The sequence below is a fragment of the Neoalteromonas flava genome (genome assembly GCF_002807685.1).
Classification (GTDB): domain Bacteria; phylum Pseudomonadota; class Gammaproteobacteria; order Enterobacterales; family Alteromonadaceae; genus Alteromonas_E; species Alteromonas_E flava.
In genome coordinates this window covers 515,096-537,954 of the sequence record NZ_PEAX01000003.1, presented here as the reverse complement: position 1 = coordinate 537,954, position 22,859 = coordinate 515,096, and the positions used below count along the sequence as shown (strand labels likewise).

At 46.1% G+C, this 22,859-nt stretch carries 21 protein-coding genes; 6 read left to right on the top strand and 15 right to left on the bottom strand.

Going from position 1 to position 22,859, the window contains the following annotated elements; genetic code table 11:
* Positions 1 to 17 precede the first annotated feature (17 nt).
* The 6 genes from odhB to sdhC all read right to left on the bottom strand — a co-directional run bounded on the left by odhB (position 18) and on the right by sdhC (position 7,737).
* The gene (gene odhB / locus CSH92_RS08425; RefSeq protein WP_100657164.1) at positions 18 to 1,526 is read right to left on the bottom strand and encodes a 2-oxoglutarate dehydrogenase complex dihydrolipoyllysine-residue succinyltransferase; all 1,509 of its coding nucleotides are present in this window, start codon (positions 1,524 to 1,526) and stop codon (positions 18 to 20) included.
* A gap of 11 nt (positions 1,527 to 1,537) precedes the next feature.
* The gene (locus CSH92_RS08420; RefSeq protein WP_100657163.1) at positions 1,538 to 4,357 is read right to left on the bottom strand and encodes a 2-oxoglutarate dehydrogenase E1 component; all 2,820 of its coding nucleotides are present in this window, start codon (positions 4,355 to 4,357) and stop codon (positions 1,538 to 1,540) included.
* 164 nt (positions 4,358 to 4,521) lie between these two features.
* The gene (locus CSH92_RS08415) at positions 4,522 to 5,232 is read right to left on the bottom strand and encodes a succinate dehydrogenase iron-sulfur subunit (protein WP_100657162.1); all 711 of its coding nucleotides are present in this window, start codon (positions 5,230 to 5,232) and stop codon (positions 4,522 to 4,524) included.
* Positions 5,233 to 5,247: 15 nt separating this feature from the next.
* Entirely contained in the window at positions 5,248 to 7,020 is a 1,773-nt protein-coding gene (gene sdhA / locus CSH92_RS08410) for a succinate dehydrogenase flavoprotein subunit (protein WP_100657161.1), read from the bottom strand.
* Position 7,021: 1 nt separating this feature from the next.
* A complete protein-coding gene (gene sdhD, locus CSH92_RS08405; RefSeq protein WP_100657160.1) occupies positions 7,022 to 7,369 on the bottom strand; it encodes a succinate dehydrogenase, hydrophobic membrane anchor protein in 348 nt (115 codons plus the stop codon).
* On the bottom strand, positions 7,363 to 7,737 hold the full coding sequence (gene sdhC / locus CSH92_RS08400; protein WP_100657487.1) for a succinate dehydrogenase, cytochrome b556 subunit: 375 nt from the start codon (positions 7,735 to 7,737) through the stop codon (positions 7,363 to 7,365). Before sdhC ends, sdhD begins: the two co-directional genes overlap by 7 nt.
* A gap of 407 nt (positions 7,738 to 8,144) precedes the next feature.
* Here sdhC and CSH92_RS08395 point away from each other — a divergent pair, with 407 nt between their 5' ends.
* Positions 8,145 to 9,425: a citrate synthase gene (locus CSH92_RS08395; RefSeq protein WP_100657159.1), complete on the top strand. Its 1,281-nt coding sequence runs from the start codon at positions 8,145 to 8,147 to the stop codon at positions 9,423 to 9,425.
* Between the two features lie 72 nt (positions 9,426 to 9,497).
* Positions 9,498 to 9,917, top strand: coding sequence for a DUF3429 domain-containing protein (locus CSH92_RS08390; protein ID WP_100657158.1), 420 nt, complete (start codon positions 9,498 to 9,500; stop codon positions 9,915 to 9,917).
* A gap of 119 nt (positions 9,918 to 10,036) precedes the next feature.
* Here CSH92_RS08390 and CSH92_RS08385 read toward each other — a convergent pair whose 3' ends face one another.
* The 5 genes from CSH92_RS08385 to lhgO form a co-directional block, all read right to left on the bottom strand.
* Positions 10,037 to 11,503 (bottom strand): phosphohexomutase domain-containing protein, encoded by a 1,467-nt coding sequence (locus CSH92_RS08385; protein ID WP_100657157.1) that lies wholly within the window; start codon positions 11,501 to 11,503, stop codon positions 10,037 to 10,039.
* Complete coding sequence (locus tag CSH92_RS08380) at positions 11,503 to 12,921, bottom strand: mannose-1-phosphate guanylyltransferase/mannose-6-phosphate isomerase (protein ID WP_100657156.1); 1,419 nt, start codon at positions 12,919 to 12,921, stop codon at positions 11,503 to 11,505. The genes CSH92_RS08385 and CSH92_RS08380 overlap by 1 nt, the downstream gene beginning before the upstream one ends.
* A gap of 83 nt (positions 12,922 to 13,004) precedes the next feature.
* Complete coding sequence (locus CSH92_RS08375) at positions 13,005 to 13,856, bottom strand: pirin family protein (protein WP_100657155.1); 852 nt, start codon at positions 13,854 to 13,856, stop codon at positions 13,005 to 13,007.
* Positions 13,856 to 14,812, bottom strand: a complete 957-nt coding sequence (locus tag CSH92_RS08370; RefSeq protein WP_100657154.1) for a glutathione S-transferase family protein — start codon at positions 14,810 to 14,812, stop codon at positions 13,856 to 13,858. Before CSH92_RS08370 ends, CSH92_RS08375 begins: the two co-directional genes overlap by 1 nt.
* A 168-nt stretch (positions 14,813 to 14,980) precedes the next feature.
* Positions 14,981 to 16,177, bottom strand: coding sequence for an L-2-hydroxyglutarate oxidase (gene lhgO / locus CSH92_RS08365; RefSeq protein ID WP_164084693.1), 1,197 nt, complete (start codon positions 16,175 to 16,177; stop codon positions 14,981 to 14,983).
* A 78-nt stretch (positions 16,178 to 16,255) separates the two neighbouring features.
* Here lhgO and tcdA point away from each other — a divergent pair, with 78 nt between their 5' ends.
* Positions 16,256 to 17,035 (top strand): tRNA cyclic N6-threonylcarbamoyladenosine(37) synthase TcdA, encoded by a 780-nt coding sequence (tcdA, locus tag CSH92_RS08360; protein WP_100657152.1) that lies wholly within the window; start codon positions 16,256 to 16,258, stop codon positions 17,033 to 17,035.
* Here tcdA and CSH92_RS08355 read toward each other — a convergent pair.
* Positions 17,018 to 17,656, bottom strand: a complete 639-nt coding sequence (locus CSH92_RS08355) for a hypothetical protein (protein ID WP_100657151.1) — start codon at positions 17,654 to 17,656, stop codon at positions 17,018 to 17,020. The two genes, tcdA and CSH92_RS08355, sit on opposite strands and share 18 nt — an antisense overlap.
* A gap of 150 nt (positions 17,657 to 17,806) precedes the next feature.
* Between CSH92_RS08355 and CSH92_RS08350 the strand changes: the two genes are divergently transcribed.
* Positions 17,807 to 18,712, top strand: coding sequence for a LysR family transcriptional regulator (locus CSH92_RS08350; protein WP_100657150.1), 906 nt, complete (start codon positions 17,807 to 17,809; stop codon positions 18,710 to 18,712).
* A 24-nt stretch (positions 18,713 to 18,736) separates the two neighbouring features.
* On the top strand, positions 18,737 to 19,144 hold the full coding sequence (locus CSH92_RS08345; RefSeq protein WP_100657149.1) for a hypothetical protein: 408 nt from the start codon (positions 18,737 to 18,739) through the stop codon (positions 19,142 to 19,144).
* Positions 19,145 to 19,154: 10 nt separating this feature from the next.
* On the opposite strand, the gene CSH92_RS08340 is transcribed toward CSH92_RS08345, so the two are convergent.
* Positions 19,155 to 19,622: a DUF2919 family protein gene (locus tag CSH92_RS08340; protein WP_100657148.1), complete on the bottom strand. Its 468-nt coding sequence runs from the start codon at positions 19,620 to 19,622 to the stop codon at positions 19,155 to 19,157.
* An 81-nt stretch (positions 19,623 to 19,703) separates the two neighbouring features.
* Between CSH92_RS08340 and rimO the strand changes: the two genes are divergently transcribed.
* The gene (gene rimO / locus CSH92_RS08335) at positions 19,704 to 21,116 is read left to right on the top strand and encodes a 30S ribosomal protein S12 methylthiotransferase RimO (protein ID WP_100657147.1); all 1,413 of its coding nucleotides are present in this window, start codon (positions 19,704 to 19,706) and stop codon (positions 21,114 to 21,116) included.
* 56 nt (positions 21,117 to 21,172) lie between these two features.
* Here the strand turns inward: rimO and CSH92_RS08330 are convergent, their stop codons facing one another.
* Positions 21,173 to 22,204 (bottom strand): Kelch repeat-containing protein, encoded by a 1,032-nt coding sequence (locus CSH92_RS08330; protein ID WP_100657146.1) that lies wholly within the window; start codon positions 22,202 to 22,204, stop codon positions 21,173 to 21,175.
* On the bottom strand, positions 22,198 to 22,857 hold the full coding sequence (locus CSH92_RS08325; protein ID WP_100657145.1) for an SDR family oxidoreductase: 660 nt from the start codon (positions 22,855 to 22,857) through the stop codon (positions 22,198 to 22,200). Before CSH92_RS08325 ends, CSH92_RS08330 begins: the two co-directional genes overlap by 7 nt.
* Between the last annotated feature and the right edge of the window lie 2 nt (positions 22,858 to 22,859).

Below are 22,859 nucleotides of genomic sequence, written 5' to 3'. Positions count from 1 at the left end.
TGTTTTATACTAAAGTCTTACACATCCAATAATAGACGTGTTGGATCTTCCAACATTTCCTTCACAGTAACCAAGAATCCAACCGACTCCTTCCCATCAATGATACGGTGATCATATGAAAGGGCGAGGTACATCATTGGTAGAATTTCTACTTTACCGTTCACCGCCATTGGACGATCTTGGATTTTATGCATCCCCAAGATTGCACTTTGCGGAGGATTTATAATAGGCGTTGACATCAATGACCCGAATACACCACCGTTAGTAATAGTAAAATTACCACCCTGTAGTTCCGCCATTGACAACTTGCCATCACGGCCTTTAAGTGCAAGTTCTTTAATGCCCTTTTCAACACCGGCCATACCTAGCATATCGGTATCTTTTAATACCGGCGTTACCAAGCCGCGCGGCGTTGACACTGCAATCGAAATATCGAAGTAGTTATGATAAACAATATCATCACCATCAATTGAGGCATTAACTTCAGGGAAGCGCTTAAGTGCTTCGGTAACCGCCTTGACATAAAACGACATGAAGCCCAAACGAATGCCATGACGCTTTTCAAAGCTATCCTGATATTGTTTGCGCAAGTCCATAATTGGCTTCATATTGACTTCATTAAACGTAGTCAACATTGCAGTTGAGTTTTTCGCTTCCAACAGGCGATTAGCAATCGTTTTGCGTAATCGAGTCATCGGTACGCGCTTCTCTGTACGCTCACCCATCGGTGCTGCCGATGCAGCTGCTGTTTCAGATTTAGCTGGAGCGGCTGAATCACCTGATTTCAAATATTGTTCAACATCTTCTTTGGTGATACGACCGCCTTTACCGGTACCTTTCACTTTTGCTGCATCGATACCTTTTTCAGCGAGCAAACGGCGAACTGAAGGACTGAGTACATCACTGTCGCTATCATCAGATTCGACTGAGGCTGGAGCTTCAGACTTGCTACTGCCGCTCGAAGCAGCCCCTTCACTGAATTTCGCGATAACTTCTTCAGCGGTAACGGTTGCGCCCTCTTCAGCAAAAATTTCCGTGAGTACACCATCATTTGGTGCAACAACTTCTAGCACCACTTTGTCGGTTTCGATATCGACCAAGTTCTGGTCACGCGATACCGTATCGCCCGCTTTTGCGTGCCAGGTTGCTACGGTCGCGTCTGCGACTGACTCAGGTAATACTGGAACTTTAATTTCGACCTCTTTGCCAGCGCCTGAAGGCGCTGCGTCGGCTTTCTTTTCGGCTTTCTCAGCTGAGTCATCAGCACTAGATTTAGCCGCGCCGCCCGCACCTTTTTCTAGCTTTGCAATCACTTGCTCGCCGAGAACAGTGGCACCTTCTTCATTTAGGATTTCACCAATGACGCCGTCTTCTGGCGCGACAACTTCTAACACAACCTTATCGGTTTCAATATCTACCAAATTCTGGTCGCGCTTAACTGACTCGCCAGCTTTTACGTGCCAGGTGGCAATCGTCGCGTCGGCAACCGACTCTGGTAATACTGGAACTTTTATCTCGATTGTCATTTGGGGTTCCTTTACTTAATTGTAAGAGCGTCATCAACCAAGGCTTTTTGTTGTTGGTTGTGAACTGAAACATAACCTACCGCTGGAGACGCAGACGCCTCACGACCGGCATAACGTAATTTTGCACCATCAGGGATCGCCTGCCAGAAATGATGTTGGCTACTATACCATGCACCTTGGTTCTGTGGCTCTTCCTGGCACCATACCCAGTCTTTAACATGTTTAAAGTCTGCAAGTACTTCTGCACACTCTTCAGCCGGGAATGGGTAAAGTTGTTCTAAGCGAACGATGGCAACGTCCGTTTGTTCATTCTTGCGACGTTGGTCAAGTAGGTCATAATAAACCTTGCCTGAGCACATCACCACACGCTTGACTTTCTTCGCGTCGATGTCATCAATCTCACCAATGACATTATGGAAGATGCCATCGCTCAATTCTTCAAGAGAAGAAATAGCTTGTGGGTGACGCAACAATGATTTTGGCGACATTACAATCAATGGCTTACGCATTGGTCGAATTGCTTGACGACGCAACATATTAAATACTTGCGCTGGCGTCGACGGAATGCAAACTTGCCAGTTATGGTCTGCACACAATTGCAGGAACCGTTCAAGACGAGCTGAACTATGCTCAGGTCCCTGTCCTTCATAACCATGTGGCAACAGGACAGTTAAACCGCACAACCTGCCCCATTTCGCTTCACCGGATGACAAGAACTGATCGAATACGACCTGGGCGCCATTGGCAAAATCACCAAACTGAGCTTCCCATATCGTCAGACATGCCGGTTCTGCTGTTGCATAACCATACTCAAAGGCCATCACGGCCTCTTCAGACAGTACCGAATCATAAATGTCGATCTTCCCTTGTCCATCACGAATGTTCTTCAATGGCATATAGGTCGACGCATCTTTCTGATTGTGCAGTACTGCATGGCGATGGAAGAACGTTCCTCGACCAGAATCTTGGCCGGTAATGCGTATATCAGTGCCCATATCTACAATCGAAGCATAGGCTAAATTTTCTGCCATCCCCCAATCGAGCGGCTTTTCACCTGCGGCCATAAGCGCACGATCTTGATACAATTTATTAACCCGCGACTGCAATTTCACGTCATCAGGCACGGCAACCAACCGTTCAGCCAATTCCATCAGCTTGCTCTTACTGATTTCCTTGTCGTAAGGAACCGTCCAGTCGTGACCTAAATAAGGTCGCCAATCCACTGAATGCTCTGTCATCGGACGCCATTCTTCAACCACACAGGCGCCGTGATCCAAAGCTGCACGATATTCGTCGATAAGTTTTTCGACTTCGTGCTCTTTAACACTGCCTTCTGCTGTGAGCTGATCCGCATAGATCTGGCGCGGTACCGGATGCTTCTTGATTTTTTGATACATCAACGGTTGTGTGGCATTCGGCTCGTCCGCTTCATTATGACCATGACGGCGATAACAAACGAGATCAATCATCACATCTCGTTTAAATTTATTGCGATATTCCAAGGCTAACTTGGTAACAAACAGTACGGCTTCTGGATCGTCTGAATTAACGTGAAAAATAGGTGCCTGCACCATCTTCGCGATATCCGTACAGTACTGCGTTGAGCGAGTATCTTCCGTTTTCGATGTAGTAAATCCAACTTGGTTATTGACCACAATACGAACGGTACCACCCACTGCGAAACCACGGGTTTGCGACATGTTAAAGGTTTCTTGCACAACCCCTTGCCCAGCAATTGCAGAGTCACCATGGATAGTAACTGGCAAAACAGCTGAACCGTCAGTGCTTCCCCGACGTTCCAGACGCGCGCGCACGGACCCCATAACCACTGGATTAACAATTTCCAAATGCGAAGGGTTAAATGCGAGTGCTAAATGGACATTGCCACCCGGTGTTGCGAAATCAGAAGAGAAACCGGCATGATATTTAACATCACCTGCGCCGAGAGAATCGTCGTGTTTACCCGAAAATTCATCGAACAACACCGAAGGGTTCTTGCCCAGAACATTAACCAGCACATTCAAGCGACCACGGTGAGCCATACCAATGACTACTTCTTTCGTACCAGATGCTCCGGCTTCGGTGATCAATCCCTTCAACATAGGAATCAGGCTATCACCACCTTCCAATGAAAAGCGCTTTGCGCCCGGGAACTTGGCACCAAGATATTTTTCCATACCATCGGCAGCAACCAAGCCTTTCAGAATACCGATCTTTTGCTCACGGCTAATTTCTGGTTTAGCTTGTACAGATTCTATTTTCTGCTGTAACCAACGCTTTTGCTCAGTATCGGTAATATGCATATACTCAGCGCCGATGGAGCCGCAGTATGTGCGGTTAAGGGACTTAAACAGCTCCCCTAAACTCATCGACTCTTTACCTATAGCAAAAGAACCAACATTAAAGACAGTATCGAAGTCGGCTTCCGTTAATCCATGATGCGACAGCTCAAGATCTCGCACCCGAGGCTGTTTCCATAATGACAATGGGTCAAGATTGGCATGCTGATGCCCTCTGAATCGATACGCATTGATCAATTGCAGAACTCGCACTTGTTTTTCATCGCCGCCAGAACTTGCAACAGGAGCCGCGGCAACTTTACCCGCTGGGCCTAAGGCCGCTAGCGATTTAAATTGTTCACGGATTTGACTGTGACTGACGTCTATTTCAACGCCATCTACTTTGGGTAACCCGTCGAACAGCTGTTTCCACTCATCAGAAACACTATTGGGGTCATCCAGGTAGGCTTCGTACATCTCTTCAACGTACGCGGTATTGCCTCCAGCAAAGTGAGAAGAATCCCACCACGCTTGCATTACGCTTTCTTGCATTGTTATGCCTTACCTTTCGTTAAGAACCTGTAATCTAAACGTATTATAGTCAATGAATGGCCGAAGATAACCGGCCTTCACTTTTTTTAAACAAAATAGCCATCCGTATGGATGGCCATTTAATATCAAAGCAATCTGTCACTACAGTGTGTCAGAAAGTCTTACTAAACAGCCCGCTGTAGCAACATCGACTTTATATGTCCAATGGCTTTAGTTGGGTTGAGTCCTTTAGGACACACACTAACGCAGTTCATAATGCCGTGACAACGGAAAACACTGAATGCGTCGTCTAAATCATTCAAACGTTCTTCAGTTGCAGTATCACGACTATCAATCAAGAACCGATAAGCATGCAACAGACCTGCTGGACCAATGAACTTGTCAGGGTTCCACCAGAATGAAGGACATGACGTCGAACAACAGGCGCACAGGATACACTCATACAACCCGTCTAACTTGGCACGCTCTTCTGGAGACTGCAGATGTTCACGCGCAGGCGGCTTCTTACCTTCGTTGATCAAGAATGGCTTGATCTTTTCATATTGGGTATAGAACTGCGTCATATCAACCACCAAGTCACGAACTACAGGCAAACCTGGCAGCGGACGTACAGTTATTTTGCCTTTACCTAACGCAGAAAGCGGGGTGATACAGGCCAAACCATTCTTACCGTTCATATTCATTCCATCAGACCCACACACACCTTCGCGGCATGAGCGACGGAACGACAATGTCGGATCTTGTTCTTTTAACGCAATTAGCGCATCAAGAACCATCATATCCTGACCTTCTTCAACATCCAGTGAGTAGTCTTGCATGCGAGGTGCATCGTCAACGTCTGGATTATAACGATATACAGAAAAAGTTAATTGCATTTAAGTCACTCCAAATTAGTACGAACGGACTTTTGGCGGGAATGCTTCACGCAATTTCGGCGCCATATTCACGTCACGTTTAATCATTGTTTCAGAACCCGGCAAATAAATACTGTGACACAACCAGTTTTCATCATCACGATCCGGGTAGTCAAAGCGGCTATGCGCTCCACGACTCTCTGTTCTGAAGTTGGCAGCGACTGCTGTGCTGTACGCAGTTTCCATCAAGTTATCTAATTCTAGGCATTCGATACGCATGGTATTGAAGTCACTACTCTTATCATCCAAGCGGGCGTGTTTGAGACGCTCACGGATTTCAGATAACTCTTTAAGGCCTTCGGCCATTGCATCGCCTTCACGGAATACCGAGAAGTTAAGCTGCATGCATTGTTGCATGTCTTTTTTGATTTGAACCGGGTCTTCGCCCTTGCCTTTCTCGGAATTTTCCCAACGGTTGAAACGCGCGAGCGCCTCGTCGATGTCCGTCGCTGACGCGTCACGCGTTGGCGCGATCTCGTCAATCTTTTCACCAAGGTGAAGTCCCGTTGCACGGCCGAATACCACAAGGTCAAGCAAACTGTTACCGCCCAAACGGTTCGCGCCGTGTACAGAAACACAAGCGATCTCACCACAGGCAAACAAGCCCTTCATTGGTGCTTCGTTACCGTTTTCGTCGACCTTAATGACTTGTCCGTCAACATTAGTTGGAATACCACCCATCATGTAGTGACAGGTTGGAATTACTGGAATTGGCTCTTTAACCGGATCAACGTGAGCAAACGTACGTGAAAGCTCTAAAATACCCGGTAAGCGTGATTCAAGTACGTCTTTACCTAAATGGTCAAGTTTCAGTTTAATGTGCGTACCCCATGGGCCCTCACAACCTCGGCCTTCACGAATTTCCGTCATCATCGAACGGGCAACAACATCACGGCCGGCCAAATCCTTCGCATTTGGTGCATAACGTTCCATGAAACGTTCGCCATCTTTATTGAGAAGATAACCACCTTCACCGCGACAACCTTCGGTCACCAGGGTTCCAGCACCGGCGATACCGGTTGGGTGAAACTGCCACATTTCCATATCTTGCACTGGTGCACCTGCACGTAGAGCCATGCCTACGCCATCGCCAGTATTGATATGGGCGTTAGTGGTTGAAGCATAAATACGCCCTGCACCACCGGTTGCCAGCACAACTGCTTTGCTCTTGAAGTATACGACCTCACCAGTTTCGATATCGATTGCAGTACAACCGACAACGTCTCCGTCTTGGTTTTTAACCAAATCTAATGCGTACCACTCGCTAAAGACCTTAGTCTTGTTTTTAACGTTTTGTTGGTACAACAGGTGTAACAATGCGTGGCCGGTACGGTCAGCTGCTGCCGCTGTGCGCGCTGCTTGCTCACCACCGAAATTCTTTGATTGCCCGCCGAATGGACGCTGATAAACCTTACCATTTTCAAAACGAGAAAACGGTAGCCCCATGTTTTCCATTTCAATAATGGCTTCAGGTCCTGTTTTACACATGTATTCAATGGCTTCCTGATCACCGATGTAATCAGATCCTTTAACTGTATCGTACATGTGCCATTCCCAGTTATCTTCGTGGGAATTTCCTAGCGCCACGGTGATACCGCCTTGTGCTGATACCGTGTGTGAGCGTGTAGGGAAAACTTTTGACAACAAAGCGCACGACTTGCCACTTTGTGAAATTTGTAATGCCGCGCGCATACCCGCGCCACCGGCACCGATGACAACCGCATCGTATTCGTGAATTGCTATACTCATACTACACTCCCCACAAAACAAATACGCCAACAGCTACGTATGCGAAGGCAATAAGGTTTAGCAAATACTGCAAAAAGGCGCGTAATCCAGCTGGTTTAATGTAGTCAGTCAACACTTGCCATAGCCCAATACGCACATGGATCATGATCGATACCAACGCTGCTAGCGTGAAAACCTTCATAAAAATGCTTGAGAAAAAGCCAGTCCACACAGCATAAGTAATTGAGTCCGTGGTAATAAAAAACCACGCCAGATAAAAACTGTAGAGCGCAATAATTATTGCAGTGGCACGTAATGACACGTAGTCCTGTACACCATTACGTTTAATCGACGCTTGGTTTGTTACCATAATACAACTCCCATAACCACAGTAAGCACTACCCATAAACCAATCGTTACTTTAGCGCTGGTGTTACCTGATTCAAGTTCTTCCCAATAGCCCAAGTCCATGATGCCGTGGCGAATACCACCCAGAATGTGGTAAGTCAAAGCTGACAATGTGCCGATAGCGATAATCTTACCGAATACCCCATCAAGAAGAGATTGTACGTAATTGAAGTCTTCAGCTGAGCCTAAAGAAACGGCCCAAGCCCAAATGACAAACAATAACGCAAAAAACATAGCTACCCCTGTCACTCTATGCAGAATTGAGGTGATAGCGGACGGCGGAAATTTAATTGTATTAAGATCTAAATTTACTGGTCGTTGCTTTTTCACAATATTTTTGCCCGTAAGGTCTGTAATCAACACGGCGACGGTGTCCCACTGCGTGTTTGGTTATAATAGTTAAAAGCCTCATCCGCTGAGATGTTAACTGTTTGTGAATTTTGTGACACTTGGTTCACAGACTATTTATGCTGTGAATCAAAGACCCAAAGAGTATATCCAGCAGCCACTATAAATACAATTTTTTGTTCTATTTTAAGACTTTAGTCGTAAACATCTGGCAACTGCTATTTGGGACTGGAATATAACCCTCAACAATCTAGAATATTTATTGAGCAAATACGCATTAAAATTGACTTATTGCCACTTTATCAGTACAAATAGCGCCACTTTTCCAGTCGCTTCGCGCAAAAACGCGTTTCACAGCGACCAAACGAACCAGTCTGAGGAGAGCATTTATGGCCGACCAAAAAGCCATTCTAAAAGCCGGTGACAAAGAAATTGAATTACCTATATTAAGCGGAACTGCAGGTCACGATGTAATTGACATTCGAGCCTTGGGTGCGCATGGATATTTCACCTTCGACCCTGGCTTCATGGCTACCGGATCGTGCGAATCTTCGATCACTTATATCGATGGCGCCAAAGGTGAATTGTTGCACCGCGGGTTTGATATTGAATCGTTGGCCAGAGATGCCGATTATCTTGAGGTTTGCTACATGCTGTTGCACGGTGATGCACCAACATCTGAGCAGTATCAAGAATTTAAAGAAACGATTACTCGCCATACCATGGTACACGAACAGATTAATATGTTTTTCCATGGTTTCCGCAACGATGCCCATCCTATGGCAATGCTATGCGGTACTGTTGGGGCAATGTCATCTTTCTATCACAGCGATTTAGATGTAAATAATGCCGAACAGCGTGTACGCAGTGCACATCGTTTGATCGCAAAGATGCCTACCCTAGTGGCAATGTGCTACAAGTACAACATCGGTCAGCCATTTGTATATCCGCGCAATGATTTAAGCTACGCCGCTAACTTCCTGAATATGATGTTCTCTGTGCCGGCTGAAGATTATCAAATTTCTCCAGCGGTTGAACGTGCTATGGACCGCATCTTCATTCTACACGCCGATCACGAACAAAACGCCTCTACATCAACGGTACGTTTAGCGGGTTCATCTGGTGCTAACCCTTACGCATGTATCGCTGCTGGCGTTGCTTCTCTCTGGGGTCCTGCTCACGGTGGTGCCAACGAAGCTTGCTTGAACATGCTAGAAGAAATTGGCTCCGTTGACCGGATCCCTGAATTTATTGCACGTGCGAAAGATAAGTCTGATCCTTTCCGTTTAATGGGTTTTGGTCACCGCGTGTATAAAAATCATGACCCTCGCGCTACGGTAATGCGTGAAAGCTGCCATGAAGTTTTAAGCGAGTTGAAAATTAACGACCCATTACTTGATGTGGCGATGGAACTTGAACGTATTGCATTGAGTGATGACTATTTCGCTGAGAAGAAATTATTCCCGAACGTGGATTTTTATTCTGGCATCATCCTCAAAGCAATTGGTATTCCAACCAACATGTTTACCTGTATCTTTGCGCTATCGCGCACTGTGGGTTGGATTTCACACTGGCACGAAATGTTGTCGCAACCTGGACAAAAGATCGGTCGTCCACGTCAGTTATATACCGGCGAAGCACGCCGCGAATACAAGCCAATTAAAAAGTAATTGTTGCTAATTCGGTTTATTCGATAGACTTAAATAGCGCCTCATCAGGCGCTATTTTTTTGGAGATTATTCATGCCTAATAACGCTAAACTACTAGGATATTTAGGGCTCATCCCATTTCTAATAATCCCTTTGGCGATCATTATGGAAACCCTAAGTTACGCCCAAGGTTTCGCCTTTTTTACCCAATATTCAGCGATAATATTATCGTTCTTAGGTGGGATACATTGGTATGCAGCAGTCACTGAAAATCGCTATTGGCACCAGATCTATGTCGCCATGCTACCCAGTATCGTTGGCTGGTTAGCGTTAATTTTATTTCCTGATGCGCGCGCGCTCGGCGTATTGTCTTTGAGCTTTATTGGTATGGTGTTCTACGATAAGTTTACCTTACAAATGACACCATCAATGATCATTGATTACACCCGCTTACGGGTCATCTTAACCACCATTGTAGTTGCTGCCCATGCCGTTATGATTTTTGTGGTTTAGAGATAAATATTCTTTTTATTGATACGACTTCATAATATTCGTTCAGAGCGGCTTAATCTCAACTTAGTTGCGATTGACTCTTCGGTAGGTACAGGTAGGCAGAATGGAACCAGCAGGTCTCATTCTGCTCTGATGAGCGTTAAAAGTTCAGCCGTTTTGGCTTCCATTAGCGCTATATCACCTTTTGCTTCAACATTTAAGCGGATCACCGGTTCGGTGTTCGACTGACGCAAATTAAAGCGCCAAGATCCAAACTCCATTCCTACCCCATCCGTATCATCAATAAATGTAGCCTGAGCCTGATAGTGCTCGACCACTCGAGCAAGAGCTGCATCAGCGTCTTGTAATTTACTGTTGATTTCGCCAGAAGACGGATAGGCTTCAATACGAGCTGCTACTTGTTGCGACAAGGAAAGACCTTTAGTTGCTATAAGTTCTGCTACCAATAACCATGGGATCATTCCCGAATCGCAATAAGCAAAATCACGGAAATAGTGATGCGCACTCATTTCGCCGCCATATACGGCGTCCTCTTTACGCATCCGCTCTTTGATAAACGCATGACCCGTTTTGCTTTTAATCGGCACGCCGCCAGCGTTCGTCACTATATCTTCAGTATTCCAATAGACTCTGGGATCATAAATGATCTTGGCGCCCGCTTGTTTAGCTAGAAATGCTTCAGCCAAAAGACCGACAATATAATAACCTTCGATAAAGTTGCCATTTTCGTCAAACAAAAAACACCGGTCGAAATCGCCATCCCAGGCAATGCCCATATTGGCCTTATGTGCCCTTACAGCGTCGGCAGTATCGGCCCGACTTTCTGGCAATAAAGGATTGGGTATACCATTAGGAAAGGTGCCATCGGGCTGGTGATGGACCTTTGTAAAGGTTATGTTGACGCCCCGCTGATGCAAATAAGCTTCAATTGCGTCAAGAGTTGGACCTGCTGCACCATTGCCGGCGTTCACCACCAAAGTTTGCCCTGCCAACTTATTGATATCAACGTAACTACACACATGGGTAACGTAGGCGTCACGATGGTCAAGCGTTTGATAATTGCCTGACGCAATTAGATTGGCCTCGCTCACCAGACTTTTGCCAGAAACAAATTTAGCTGGTTCAACAACGGTATAATTGTCTGCAACATGCTTTGCGAGTTGCAATAACACCCATTCATCTGAGTAACTCTCAGCGCGTGCCTGAATATCATGCAAACCACTATCACCACTGATTGGCACTGCGCCTGCTTTCACAATCTTCATGCCGTTATAATCAATCGGGTTGTGGCTTGCTGTAACTTCAATGCCCGCATCGACCGGCAGCTCCTTGGCAGCGAAATAAATCTCTTCGGTGCCAACCGTGCCGATATCAATCACTCTCGCTCCAGCATCTATTGCGCCAGCGCTTAGCGCCAGTTTTAGAGGAATTGAAGTTAATCGAATATCACTGCCTACAACAAGACTCTGTGCAGATAAAACTTCCACCAAAGCATAGCCTATCCGGTAGGCGATGTTTTCATCCAGTTGGAGATTAAGTTGACCGCGAATATCATAGGCTTTAAAGCAGCTTATCTTGCGTGTCATTATTTGGCTTCCTGAGGCGTGCGCCCATAACGATCGGAAAAACGAACGATATCATCTTCACCTAAATAAGAGCCTGATTGCACTTCTATTAGCTCAAGGGGGATTTTACCAGGATTCTCCAATGCATGGACTGCCCCAATTGGAATATAAATGGACTGGTTTTCGGTCAAAATAGTGAGTTTGTCATCTATCGTTACGTTGGCTGTTCCTGACACGACGATCCAATGTTCTGCGCGATGATGATGCATCTGCACACTTAACTTTTCACCCGGTTTAACCGTAATCCGTTTAACCTGGAAACGCTCTCCGGTATCGATTGAGTCGTACTTACCCCAAGGACGATAAACTTCACGATGAAATTCATATTCAGGCCGATGTTGATTTTGTAGTTCAGACACGATCGCTTTGATATCCTGAACTTTAGATTTCTCAGCCACCAGCACAGCATCTTTAGTTTCGACAATCACCAAATCTTTCACGCCAACAGCAGCAACCAAACGGTTTTCCGCATTAATGTACGTTGCTTCTACGTTTTCTAGAAGTACATCACCAACAATGACATTGTCTCGTTCATCTTTGGTTTTTGCCGTTTCCCATAGGGATGACCAACTACCCACATCACTCCAACCGGCATCAAGTGTCACCATGGCAGCTAATTGAGTTTTTTCCATCACCGCGTAATCTATTGAATCGCTTGGAGACTCTTTAAATACATCAGCATCAACGCGAATAAAATCTAAATCCGGCGTTTCTGTTGCAATCGCGCGCTGACACACCGAAAGGATTTCCGGGGCATATTTTTCGAGTTCATCGATAAATGTTTGCGCTTGAAACATAAACATGCCGCTGTTCCAAAAATACTCACCGCTCGCGACATATTCAGCGGCAGTTGCTAAATCTGGTTTTTCAACAAATTCTGAAACTGTGAAACCAACGCCTAACTCACTACCCGAACGAATATACCCATAACCGGTGTGGGCTTTATCAGGTACGATACCAAACGTAACCAACTTACCTTGAGAAGCTAAAGATTCGGCTTTGCGGATTGCTGTTTGAAACGCGGCAACGTCTTGAATTAGGTGATCGGCTGCTAAAATCAGCAAAATTGCCTGCGCATCGGACTTTAATGCGTGCAAAGCAGCTAGAGCAATCGCTGGTGCAGTATTTCGCCCTTCCGGCTCAAGAATAATACCACCATGCTCAACGCTGGCTTGACGCAATTGCTCAGCAACCAAAAAACGATGTGCATCGTTACAGATGACAATTGGGGCGTCACACGCCCCTTCAGGCAAGCGTGCCAGGGTATCTTGCAGCATTGTTTTATCTGAGGTAAGAGAAAGAAACTGTTTTGGTAGCGCTTGACGCGATTTGGGCCACAAGCGGCTGCCGGATCCACCAGCTAAAACAACGGGTTGCATAGATTTTCCTATCAATTATCTACAAATCCGTCCTATAGTAGTGAACCCAACAGATAGACGCAACGCTTAGTTCTGCTAGCGTGCTATCTTGCTGCCGTTAGTTGATTGTTTTGATAGTCCCAAAGTGCTTGTTGGATTTCTTGCTGGGTGTTCATCACAAACGGGCCGTACTGAACAATTGGCTCAAGCAGCGGCTGCCCTCCAATTAGCAAAAACGATGCGCCTTCGGAACCTGAGCCAATCTGTAACAATCCCGCTTTTGTTAACACCCCCAACTCTCCTTTTTTCAACGGCGTCTGACTGATCGATACATCGCCTTCGAAGACATACACAAAATATTGATAATCCGGATTAAGTGGAATATCGGTGTTGTGTTCGATGGTCGTTCTAAAGTCGGCAAAAAATGGCACTGCCATGTCTTCGCTTAACGTTTTTACAGGCCCAATGCGTCCGTCCATGTTGCCACTCAGCAGACGCACACTAACCACGTCATCTCGCTGCCAGCACGGCACATCAACAGCCGGTATATCTTGATAATCCGGCGCTGACATTTTGTTTTTCGCAGGTAAATTTACCCACAATTGAAATCCGCGCAATAACCCCTCTTGCTGCTCTGGCATCTCTTCGTGGATGATCCCTCTACCCGCATTCATCCATTGGATACCGCCACTTTCGATGACGCCATCGTTACCGACAGAGTCACGATGCCGCATTTTCCCCGTCAGCATGTACGTCACAGTTTGGAAGCCGCGGTGCGGATGTGGTGGAAAGCCTGGCAAATAATCTGCACTGCTGTCTGAGCCAAACTCATCGAGCATCAAAAACGGATCAAGATTTTGCAGACCGGGCTGCCCAATAATCCGTTTCAGTTTAACCCCAGCGCCGTCTTGCGCTGCCATGCCATAGACGGTTTTAGAGACTGTCGCAACGCTCATTACATCCCCTCCCGCCCATGTGGCTGAGTAAAATCAATATCTGGCCCCAACGGGATAACGCGGGTTGGGTTAATCATGTCATGACTGTAATAGTAATGGCGCTTGATATGTTGTTGATCCACTGTTTCTGCAATGCCTGGTTGGGTGTACAAATCACGTAAGTAGCCCCACAAATTGGGATAATCAACGATCCGTTTTAAATTGCATTTAAAATGCCCCACATACACAGTGTCAAAGCGCACTAGCGTTGTGAAAAGACGCCAATCTGCTTCAGTAATCTGGCTACCCACCAAGTAACGCTGTGTGGCCAGGCGCTGTTCAAGAGTTTCAAGCGCTTCAAATAAAGCAATCACGGCTTCTTGATACGCATCTTGTGTGGTTGCAAACCCTGCTTTGTACACACCATTATTTACATTGTGATAAACGAAATCATTGACCTTATCTATTTCATCCTGAAGCTCTTCAGGATAAAAGTCAGCGTTATTACCAGTAAGATGATCAAAGGCGTGATTAAAGATACGGATAATCTCAGCGGATTCATTATTAACAATTGATTCGGTCTTTTTATCCCAAAGCACTGGAACGGTGACTCGTGTGGTGATCGATGGGTCGACTTTGGTATACAGTTGATGCATATAGTCAAAGTCATACAGCGTATCACCTGTCGCTCCAGGAAATTCATCGAAAGTCCAACCGTGTTCCAGCATATTGGGGTGCACGACCGAAACACTGATATGTGCCTGTAAATCTTTTAGGTGTCTGAAAATAAGCGTCCGATGTGCCCAAGGGCATGCGAGCGATACATACAGATGATAACGTCCCGACTCTGGTCGAAATTTTCCGTCTTCGCGACTTATTGTGCTCCTAAATTTAGACGCCTGTCGTTCAAACTTCCCTTTACTTGAGTCTGTGTCATACCATTTATCTTGCCACTTCCCATCTACCAGTAATCCCATTGTTGTCCCACCTAAAGTTAATGCTGAATTTTAATTTAGTATCTAAATAAGCAAATTTAAATCGCAATATTATGGCCTTTTCATTCTAAATTTTAGAACGTTAGACATGCACGTTTAACGTAGTTGCGACACCGCTTGGTGTTTAGCTACATCGCAATGTCACGTGTGCTAGAGCTTTTTAACGATAGTTTGCGCGATAGGGATCGCTGAAGTCGCAGCAGGTGAAGGTGCATTGCCTATATGCAAGCACCGTTCTGTTTCTACGAAAATAAAATCATGGGCAAGATTACCTTCTTGATCTACCGCTTGGGCTCTTATCCCAGCTCGATACGGCAACAGATCCTGTAATTCGATATGTTCGCAATAGCGTCGCACACGCTTTAGATAGCCACGCTTAGACATTGAATCTCGCAATTCAGCCAATCCAGGGCGCAAATATTTGCCCAGCAACCTCCAAGTGCCGCTATAGCTGGCTATGCTCCAGCAATCAGCCAAATCAAATTGGCTATTGCTGTATGCTTGCTTACCGGGCGCCAATACAGCATTGGGCCCTACCGTTAGATAACCACCGATCATGGGGGTTAAGTGTACCCCTAGGAAAGGCATCCTCGGATCGGGCACAGGGTAAATCAGTTTGTCGACAAGCTGATTATGCCGAGAGTGTAAGCGATAATACTCTCCGCGAAATGGAATTAGCTTAAAACTTAAGTCCTGCCCACTGCGCCGGATCAATTCATCAGCATGTATTCCAGCACAATTAACTAACTGTTGGGCACGCCATTTTCGCTGTGGTGTTTTATGACAGTGCAGGATTACAGCAGACTGGGTTTCTTCGATATCATCCACTGCATGTTGATAATAAACCTCAACGCCCTGTTGTTTTGCGAGTGCCAGCATTTGCTCAGTTATCTGGCCATAATCAGTGATCCCAGAATGTTTGACCCAAACGGCGCTAAGGCCTTTAATGTTAGGTGCATGAGAGGCTATCTCAGCACTATTCATCCATTGCGGCGAAAGGTCATTATTAACGCAATTATCAAACAGCGTTTGCAGGCGTGTTTCTTCCTCTTTCTCAGTGGCTACAATCAGTTTGCCACATTGTTGATAAGGGACCCCATATTGCTGACAAAAACCGATGGTAGTCTCCAATCCCTGTCGACAAAACTTAGCTTTCATACTTCCTTGCGGATAATAAACGCCGGCATGAATAACACCTGAGTTACGCCCAGTTTGATGGGTGGCAGGGCCTGATTCTCGTTCGAGTACAGCAACCCGCCTATGCGGGTATTTTTTACTATAATGATAAGCAGTGGCAGCACCTACGATACCTGCACCGACGATAATCAAATCATAATCTTGTGACAAAACAGAAGAACCAATTGAAATTTAATCGACTTACCCCGATATTACCCAACCTTACGATGATGAGCGAATAGTATTGGCATGACAGAAAAACAACGCTTTGGTGGGATTTCCCGGTTGTATGGTGAGCAACAGTTACAGATCCTAACACAGGCGCACATGTGTGTTGTTGGCATCGGCGGCGTTGGCAGCTGGAGTGTTGAAGCACTGGCCCGCTCAGGCGTCGGGCAGATTACCATTATTGATTTGGATGATATTTGCACGACTAATACTAATCGTCAGATCCATGCATTGTCAGACACCGTCGGGCAGGCGAAAGTAGATGTTATGGCCGACCGAGTCAGAGCCATTAGCCCGAGTATTATCATCAACACCATTGAAGACTTTGTTACCCCGGATAATGTTTCAAGTCTTATTGATAAGCGCTTCGATATTGTCATTGATGCGACTGACAGTATTAAAGCGAAGGCCGCTATTATTGCGCATTGCAAGCGCCTTAAAGTGCCCGTAATCACTGTTGGTGGCGCTGGTGGTCAGATTGACCCGCGCTTAGTGACCAGTGGTGACTTGGCTAAAACCATCCAGGACCCTTTATCCGCCAAACTGCGCTCTGAACTACGTCGTTTCTATGGTTTTAGTAAGAATCCACAGCGTCGTTTTGGCGTTGAATGTGTTTACTCCACCGAACAATTACGCTATCCGCAGCCTGATGGCACTGTCGCGGCAAATAAATCCCACTTTCAGGGAGCAACACGCCTTGACTGCAGTGCCGGATTCGGTGCGTGTACCATGGTAACTGCGACCTTTGGTATGGTTGCGGCTGCCCGCGCGGTGGATAAATACTTACGCAAGTGCGCGTGATCGATGCTTGCGCACGTCTAGAACAATTGCGACCAATAACCAAGTAGCAAGAACGCTCAATACCACCCAGCCGTTTTCAGCAAGCAGCATCACTTCTTCACTTAACACCGCAGTTGCTGTTATCAATAACAGGTAATAGGGCAAATTAAGTAAACCTGCTAACCAAACTACCCGTATTGGACGATGATTCGCTCCCTGAGCAAACATAAAAAATGCCAAAGAATTCATATGGATCATTGCAAGTAATAAGTGTTTTAGTTGGGTCGGCTTTGGGGTGTCATAACGATCAGAGTTTAACCGCCCTAATTGATAATTGATCAGCGAACCCAAGGTTGCTGAAAAAACCATTGCACCGGTCAGGTATAAGATATCCTGCCATGTAGGTTGTGCCGAAATCACCAGTACAACAGCGAAAAACTGACCCGGAAAATAAAACCCAACATAAACAATGGATTCGAGTAAGATAATCAACCCAATTAACCAATAAAAACCATCCGACATAATCGTTTGCAACTGTTCTAGAAGAACGGCTCCGCCAGGGATAATGTCAAATAAAATCAGCATCGACATGACGCTGAATACAGTTAACGCGGTCAGCGGCAAGGTTGAATAATATTTCATGAACAGTCCTTGGTTTTAAAGTTGAGTACGATCTCCGTGTCTACTTTGCTCACTTTAAAGCCCGAATATAACCTTATTTTTTTGTCATGTTGATTCCCAAAGCCACTTCATTCACTATTAGTTTTGGTTAACGCATAGAGTTTATTAGCCATGTATCGGCATAAAACGACCTTGGAGCAATGGCGGATATTACAAGCTGTCGTCGATCACGGCGGCTACGCACATGCCGCAGAAAAGCTGAATAAAAGTCAATCATCACTCAACCACGCAGTGGCAAAATTACAACGCCAACTTGGCGTTGATTTATTGCATGTGAAAGGCCGCAAAGCCCACTTAACCGAAGCTGGTGAAGTCATGTTGCGCCGCTCGCGATACATTACCCAGAATGCTGAAGAATTAGAGGCACTTGCAAGCAATATACAACAAGCATGGGAGCCGGAAATAACACTGGCAGTGGAACTGGCTTTCCCGCGAGAAATTGTGTTTGATTGCTTAGCTGAATTTTTACCACTGTCACGTGGCAGTCGAGTGAAAATTATCGATAGTGTGCTAACGGGAACCGAAGAAATTATTACTCACAAACAAGCTGACATAGTGATCAGTTCAACAGTGCCCAAGGGCTTTCTTGGGGAACCCTTAGCTATGATCGACTTTATCGCTGTATGCGCGCCTCAACATACTCTCGCACAATTGCCTAGCCCAATTGACCCCAATGAATTACAACAACATTTACAGATCGTCATCAAAGATACCGCCAATCTACCCATCGAAAACCAAGGTTGGCTCAAATCTGAACAACGCTGGACGGTGAGTCAATTTGATAGTGCTGTTGGATTACTGTTACAAGGGCTAGGGTTTTGTTGGCTTCCCAAGCATGTGGTTTGTGAACATCTTACAATGGGAAGTTTGTGCCAACTCAATATTGCGGGTAGCTCTTTTAAGCGTGTATCGGCCTTTATAGTAATACCGGCTCCAGATAACATTGGCCCTGGCTCACAATTACTGGCGTCGCTTATTACCCAACATCGACAAATCGAATCATCTCAAGCAGAATAGGCTAAAAAAAGGCAAAAACACGACATGGAACAACACGAACTCGACTCGCTAATGGCTGATAGTGCACAGAATGCTATCGAAAGTACCCAAAATGAATTTGGTATCGCGTTATCCTACACCTCAGAATCGGTTAAGCAAATTGATAACGTATTACTCAGTTTTTTAGATAAGTATCAAGACAGCGCGTTAGAGGATCAGGTGGTATTCACCCTGTGTAATATATACGGTGCTTTTATCGGCGAGGTTTTCAAAAGAGTACTCGGCGGCGAATGGCGTTATGATGTCAGTGACCCGACGGCGCCCTATGTAGTGCTGGATTATAATGGGCATTCGTACGCGTTTGCAGGTATCTGTTACGAGCGTTTAGTCAACGATAGTACCGTTAGCGTGTTTGCCTATTTTGAACAAGCGCTCAATAACAATAAGCAATAATTCCAAATATTTACTTATCTCTTAGATACGCACCTACTCGTCGGCTACGCAATAAGTAGCCGATAAGCAAAAAGCTCATCATAAGTGACAGTGCATGAGACCAACTAAATAGTCCTTGATTGTTAGCGATCGCCAGACTTTGAATGCTTATCGTTAATAGCAGTCCGCCGAGTAAAAGCAAGCGGACGCTCCCCTGCCAATTAAACGTATACTGCCGCAACTTATCGCGTAAACTCAGCAATACAAAACCCGCTAATCCAACGATTGCGGGTATTGCATTTACATACCATTGCTGACTATCTGGATAATACAATTTGATCAATGCACTAGGATTTTCTCGCATCGATACCGATATCAACATCAAAAGTAATGCTTTCGCCAACCAAACGCACGTCACATAAAGCAGTAACGGGGGCTTTAAATGCCCGGCTTCATCGTAACAATGCAATGGAAACGGTAGCTTTTTAGCAGTCGACACAGAGGCTCCTTAACGCTTTTGTTTCGCCAAATGGTTTCGGGCAGTATAATAGCGCCAATTTTACCCGAATGGCTCCCTCGTATGACAGTACAAATTGTCGACCCTAAGAAAACAACAACGCTTGAAACGCCGAAGCAAGTCTTGCGTGAACAGGCACAGCAATCTACCTCTAACAGTGGCAGTAAGATTGGTTTTATCAGCCTTGGTTGTCCCAAAAATTTGGTGGATTCTGAGCGGATCCTAACGCAATTGCGCACCGAAGGTTATGACGTAGTCCCGACATACAATGATGCAGACTTAGTCATTGTGAATACCTGCGGCTTTATTGATGCCGCAGTGCAGGAATCGTTGGATACCATCGGTGAGGCACTAGCAGAAAATGGTAAGGTGATTGTTACCGGTTGTTTGGGGATCAAAGAAGATGAAATCCGGGAAGTTCACCCAAATGTGCTGGCAATAACGGGACCGCATGCATACGAAACCGTAGTAGAACAAGTGCATACCCATTTGCCAAAACCAGAGCACAATCCTTTTGTGAATCTGGTTCCGGATCACGGCGTTAAACTCACACCGCGTCACTTTGCCTATTTGAAAATATCTGAAGGTTGTAACCATCGTTGTACTTTTTGCATCATTCCGTCTATGCGTGGTGATCTAGTTAGCCGCCCAGTGGGTGAAGTACTTGACGAAGCCAAGCGCTTAAAAGCGGCGGGCGTGAATGAATTATTAGTCATCTCCCAAGATACCAGTGCCTATGGTGTGGATATCAAACACCGCACAGGGTTTTGGAATGGCATGCCAGTAAAAACTCATATGCAACAATTGTGTGAACAATTAGGTGAACTCGATATGTGGGTGCGCCTGCATTATGTTTACCCTTATCCACATGTGGACGACCTCATTCCGTTAATGGCGCAAGGAAAAATACTGCCGTATTTGGACATTCCCTTTCAACACGCCAACAAGCGCATTCTGCGGCTTATGAAGCGTCCCGGCAGCGCTGATCGCACCATTGAAAGGATCAAGAAGTGGCGCGAACAATGTCCTGAATTAATCATTCGTTCAACTTTTATCGTGGGCTTTCCTGGCGAAACCGAAGAAGAATTTGAAGAATTGTTGCAGTTTTTACGTGAAGCACAATTGGATCGGGTTGGTTGTTTTCCGTATTCAGCAGTTGACGGCGCAAAAGCTAATGATCTGCCTGATCCGGTGCCTGAAAGCATCAAAGAGCAGCGGCTTGAGCGTTTTATGCAAGTTCAAGGAGAAATCAGCGCCGCTCGTCTACAGCAGCGCATAGGGCAGGAATATCAAATCGTTATTGACAGTGTCGATGCCGAAGGTGCTGTGGGACGATGCTATGCTGATGCACCAGAGATAGATGGTGTGGTGCACTTAAATGGCGTGCATGATGTTACGCCCGGTCAAAGGGTCTGGGCTGAAATCATTCATGCTAACGAGCACGATTGTTGGGCCGTATTGTCTGAGGATCAATAAACGTTTAACGTAGGGGCAATTCGATTTGCCCCGTTAAACATATACCCGCAGAATTTTCAGTCTTGTGCAGGCGTAAATACGCTCAAGCGATTAGAGGTTTCTTCACCACCTGCCTTTGCCGCCCCACCCACAACATAAATCCGCTGATCTAACGCAACTGCACCGAGTCCATGTCGAGGAACCGGCATTGTCGAGACCTGCTGCCAACGCTGAAGGTGCAAATCAAAAGCCCAAACATCTGAGTATACCCCCCCTCCTTCAGTAAAAAACTCGCCACCAAACACATAAATCGTTTGTCCGACTGTCGCACATGCCAAACCGCCTTGAGCTTGAGGTAATGGGGGAAGTACAGACCATCGCTGTTGCGCAAAGTCATACACTTCATGGACCGCTAAGTTACCCCCATTAACAGTGCGTCCACCAATCGTATGCCAACGGCCATTGACGTTGACACCGCAGGCACTGTTTCGCGCAGTTGGTGTAGGTGGTAGCTCTTGCCATTTCCCTGTTTCAGGAGAATAGGCAAAGTGGCGATTGGAATCGGTCTGGTCGCGCCATTGAGAATTCTGCTTAGAAGTATGAGGCGTTCTACCGGTCGCTAGGTGAATACGGTCTTGATAAACGCTGATCAATGATTCGGCCAAGGGAATAGGCATTTGTGCGACTTGTTGCCATTCCTCTCCAGTTTCAGGTAGCAACAATACATCAACAGAGTTATGCCATAGTCCGCCATCTCTGGTAATAAATCCTCCAAAAGCGTACAAACCTCCTGCATAGGAGGCTAACAAAGGATGATGCCGGGGTTCAGGCAGGTTAGGACCACTTACCCACTGTTTTGATGCTTCATCAAACAACCATGTTTCATCACTAACACCGATCCATTGTGCCGCCGGATCAGGTGTCAAACCTCCAGCCACCACAATGCGCTGTTGATGCAGCGCAGGATAGATTTCCTGAACCGCGCGTGGCATTGCTGGTAATACGTGCCACGAGTGAGAAACTTGATGATCATCTGCCTGCAACTCACTAACGCAAAGTGCGCTAGTAAGCACTCCGAGCGCAGTTAATATGCGAGCGAAAGCTACCACGGCAAAATTTCCCCGTTGCTATGCCAAAAACTACCAGAGGTTTCCAACGTTAGTTCGTCGAGTCGTTGTTGCAAGCGTTTTGCTGCAGTTGTGGCATCGATATCACCGCCATAGCCAACCATTTCAGTTTGTACATAGCCGGGATGCAATAAAGCAACCGCTATTCCCTGTGCGTGCAGGTCACGAGCCATAGAGACGCCAGCTGCATTTAACGCCGCTTTCGACATACGATAACCGTAGTAACCACCTGAACCGTTATCTTGCATCGAGCCCATGCGCGATGTGATTAGCCCCACTTTACTGCCCGGTGACAAACGCGGCAGCAGAACCTGAGTGACTAACAGCGGTGCCAATGCGTTAACTCGGAATTGTTGTTCAATCGTAGCAGGACTCCAATCCTCTAATGACTCGCGAGCCAAAACGCCAGCATTATTGATCAGCACATCGATCTGAACGCCCCCCAAAGCAGCGAGACGCTCAGGTAAAGCATCGGGATCCAGCATATTGATCCCTTCCACGATGGTGGCTGCAGTATCCTTCAATTCCTCAGAGGCATGACGACATAAGGCATACACGTGATTACCGCGCGCCAAATAGGCTTGTGCTAACGCTAATCCAATACCACGGTTTGCTCCTGTGATCACAACATTCATCG

What these genes read in the sequence shown, in the direction of transcription:
- odhB (WP_100657164.1), bottom strand. Translation starts at nt 1,526, where the DNA reads ATGACAATCGAGATAAAAGTTCCAGTATTACCAGAGTCGGTTGCCGAC.
- CSH92_RS08420 (WP_100657163.1), bottom strand. Translation starts at nt 4,357, where the DNA reads ATGCAAGAAAGCGTAATGCAAGCGTGGTGGGATTCTTCTCACTTTGCT.
- CSH92_RS08415 (WP_100657162.1), bottom strand. Translation starts at nt 5,232, where the DNA reads ATGCAATTAACTTTTTCTGTATATCGTTATAATCCAGACGTTGACGAT.
- sdhA (WP_100657161.1), bottom strand. Translation starts at nt 7,020, where the DNA reads ATGAGTATAGCAATTCACGAATACGATGCGGTTGTCATCGGTGCCGGT.
- sdhD (WP_100657160.1), bottom strand. Translation starts at nt 7,369, where the DNA reads ATGGTAACAAACCAAGCGTCGATTAAACGTAATGGTGTACAGGACTAC.
- CSH92_RS08395 (WP_100657159.1), top strand. Translation starts at nt 8,145, where the DNA reads ATGGCCGACCAAAAAGCCATTCTAAAAGCCGGTGACAAAGAAATTGAA.
- CSH92_RS08390 (WP_100657158.1), top strand. Translation starts at nt 9,498, where the DNA reads ATGCCTAATAACGCTAAACTACTAGGATATTTAGGGCTCATCCCATTT.
- CSH92_RS08385 (WP_100657157.1), bottom strand. Translation starts at nt 11,503, where the DNA reads ATGACACGCAAGATAAGCTGCTTTAAAGCCTATGATATTCGCGGTCAA.
- CSH92_RS08380 (WP_100657156.1), bottom strand. Translation starts at nt 12,921, where the DNA reads ATGCAACCCGTTGTTTTAGCTGGTGGATCCGGCAGCCGCTTGTGGCCC.
- CSH92_RS08375 (WP_100657155.1), bottom strand. Translation starts at nt 13,856, where the DNA reads ATGAGCGTTGCGACAGTCTCTAAAACCGTCTATGGCATGGCAGCGCAA.
- CSH92_RS08370 (WP_100657154.1), bottom strand. Translation starts at nt 14,812, where the DNA reads ATGGGATTACTGGTAGATGGGAAGTGGCAAGATAAATGGTATGACACA.
- tcdA (WP_100657152.1), top strand. Translation starts at nt 16,256, where the DNA reads ATGACAGAAAAACAACGCTTTGGTGGGATTTCCCGGTTGTATGGTGAG.
- CSH92_RS08355 (WP_100657151.1), bottom strand. Translation starts at nt 17,656, where the DNA reads ATGAAATATTATTCAACCTTGCCGCTGACCGCGTTAACTGTATTCAGC.
- CSH92_RS08350 (WP_100657150.1), top strand. Translation starts at nt 17,807, where the DNA reads ATGTATCGGCATAAAACGACCTTGGAGCAATGGCGGATATTACAAGCT.
- CSH92_RS08345 (WP_100657149.1), top strand. Translation starts at nt 18,737, where the DNA reads ATGGAACAACACGAACTCGACTCGCTAATGGCTGATAGTGCACAGAAT.
- rimO (WP_100657147.1), top strand. Translation starts at nt 19,704, where the DNA reads ATGACAGTACAAATTGTCGACCCTAAGAAAACAACAACGCTTGAAACG.
- CSH92_RS08325 (WP_100657145.1), bottom strand. Translation starts at nt 22,857, where the DNA reads ATGAATGTTGTGATCACAGGAGCAAACCGTGGTATTGGATTAGCGTTA.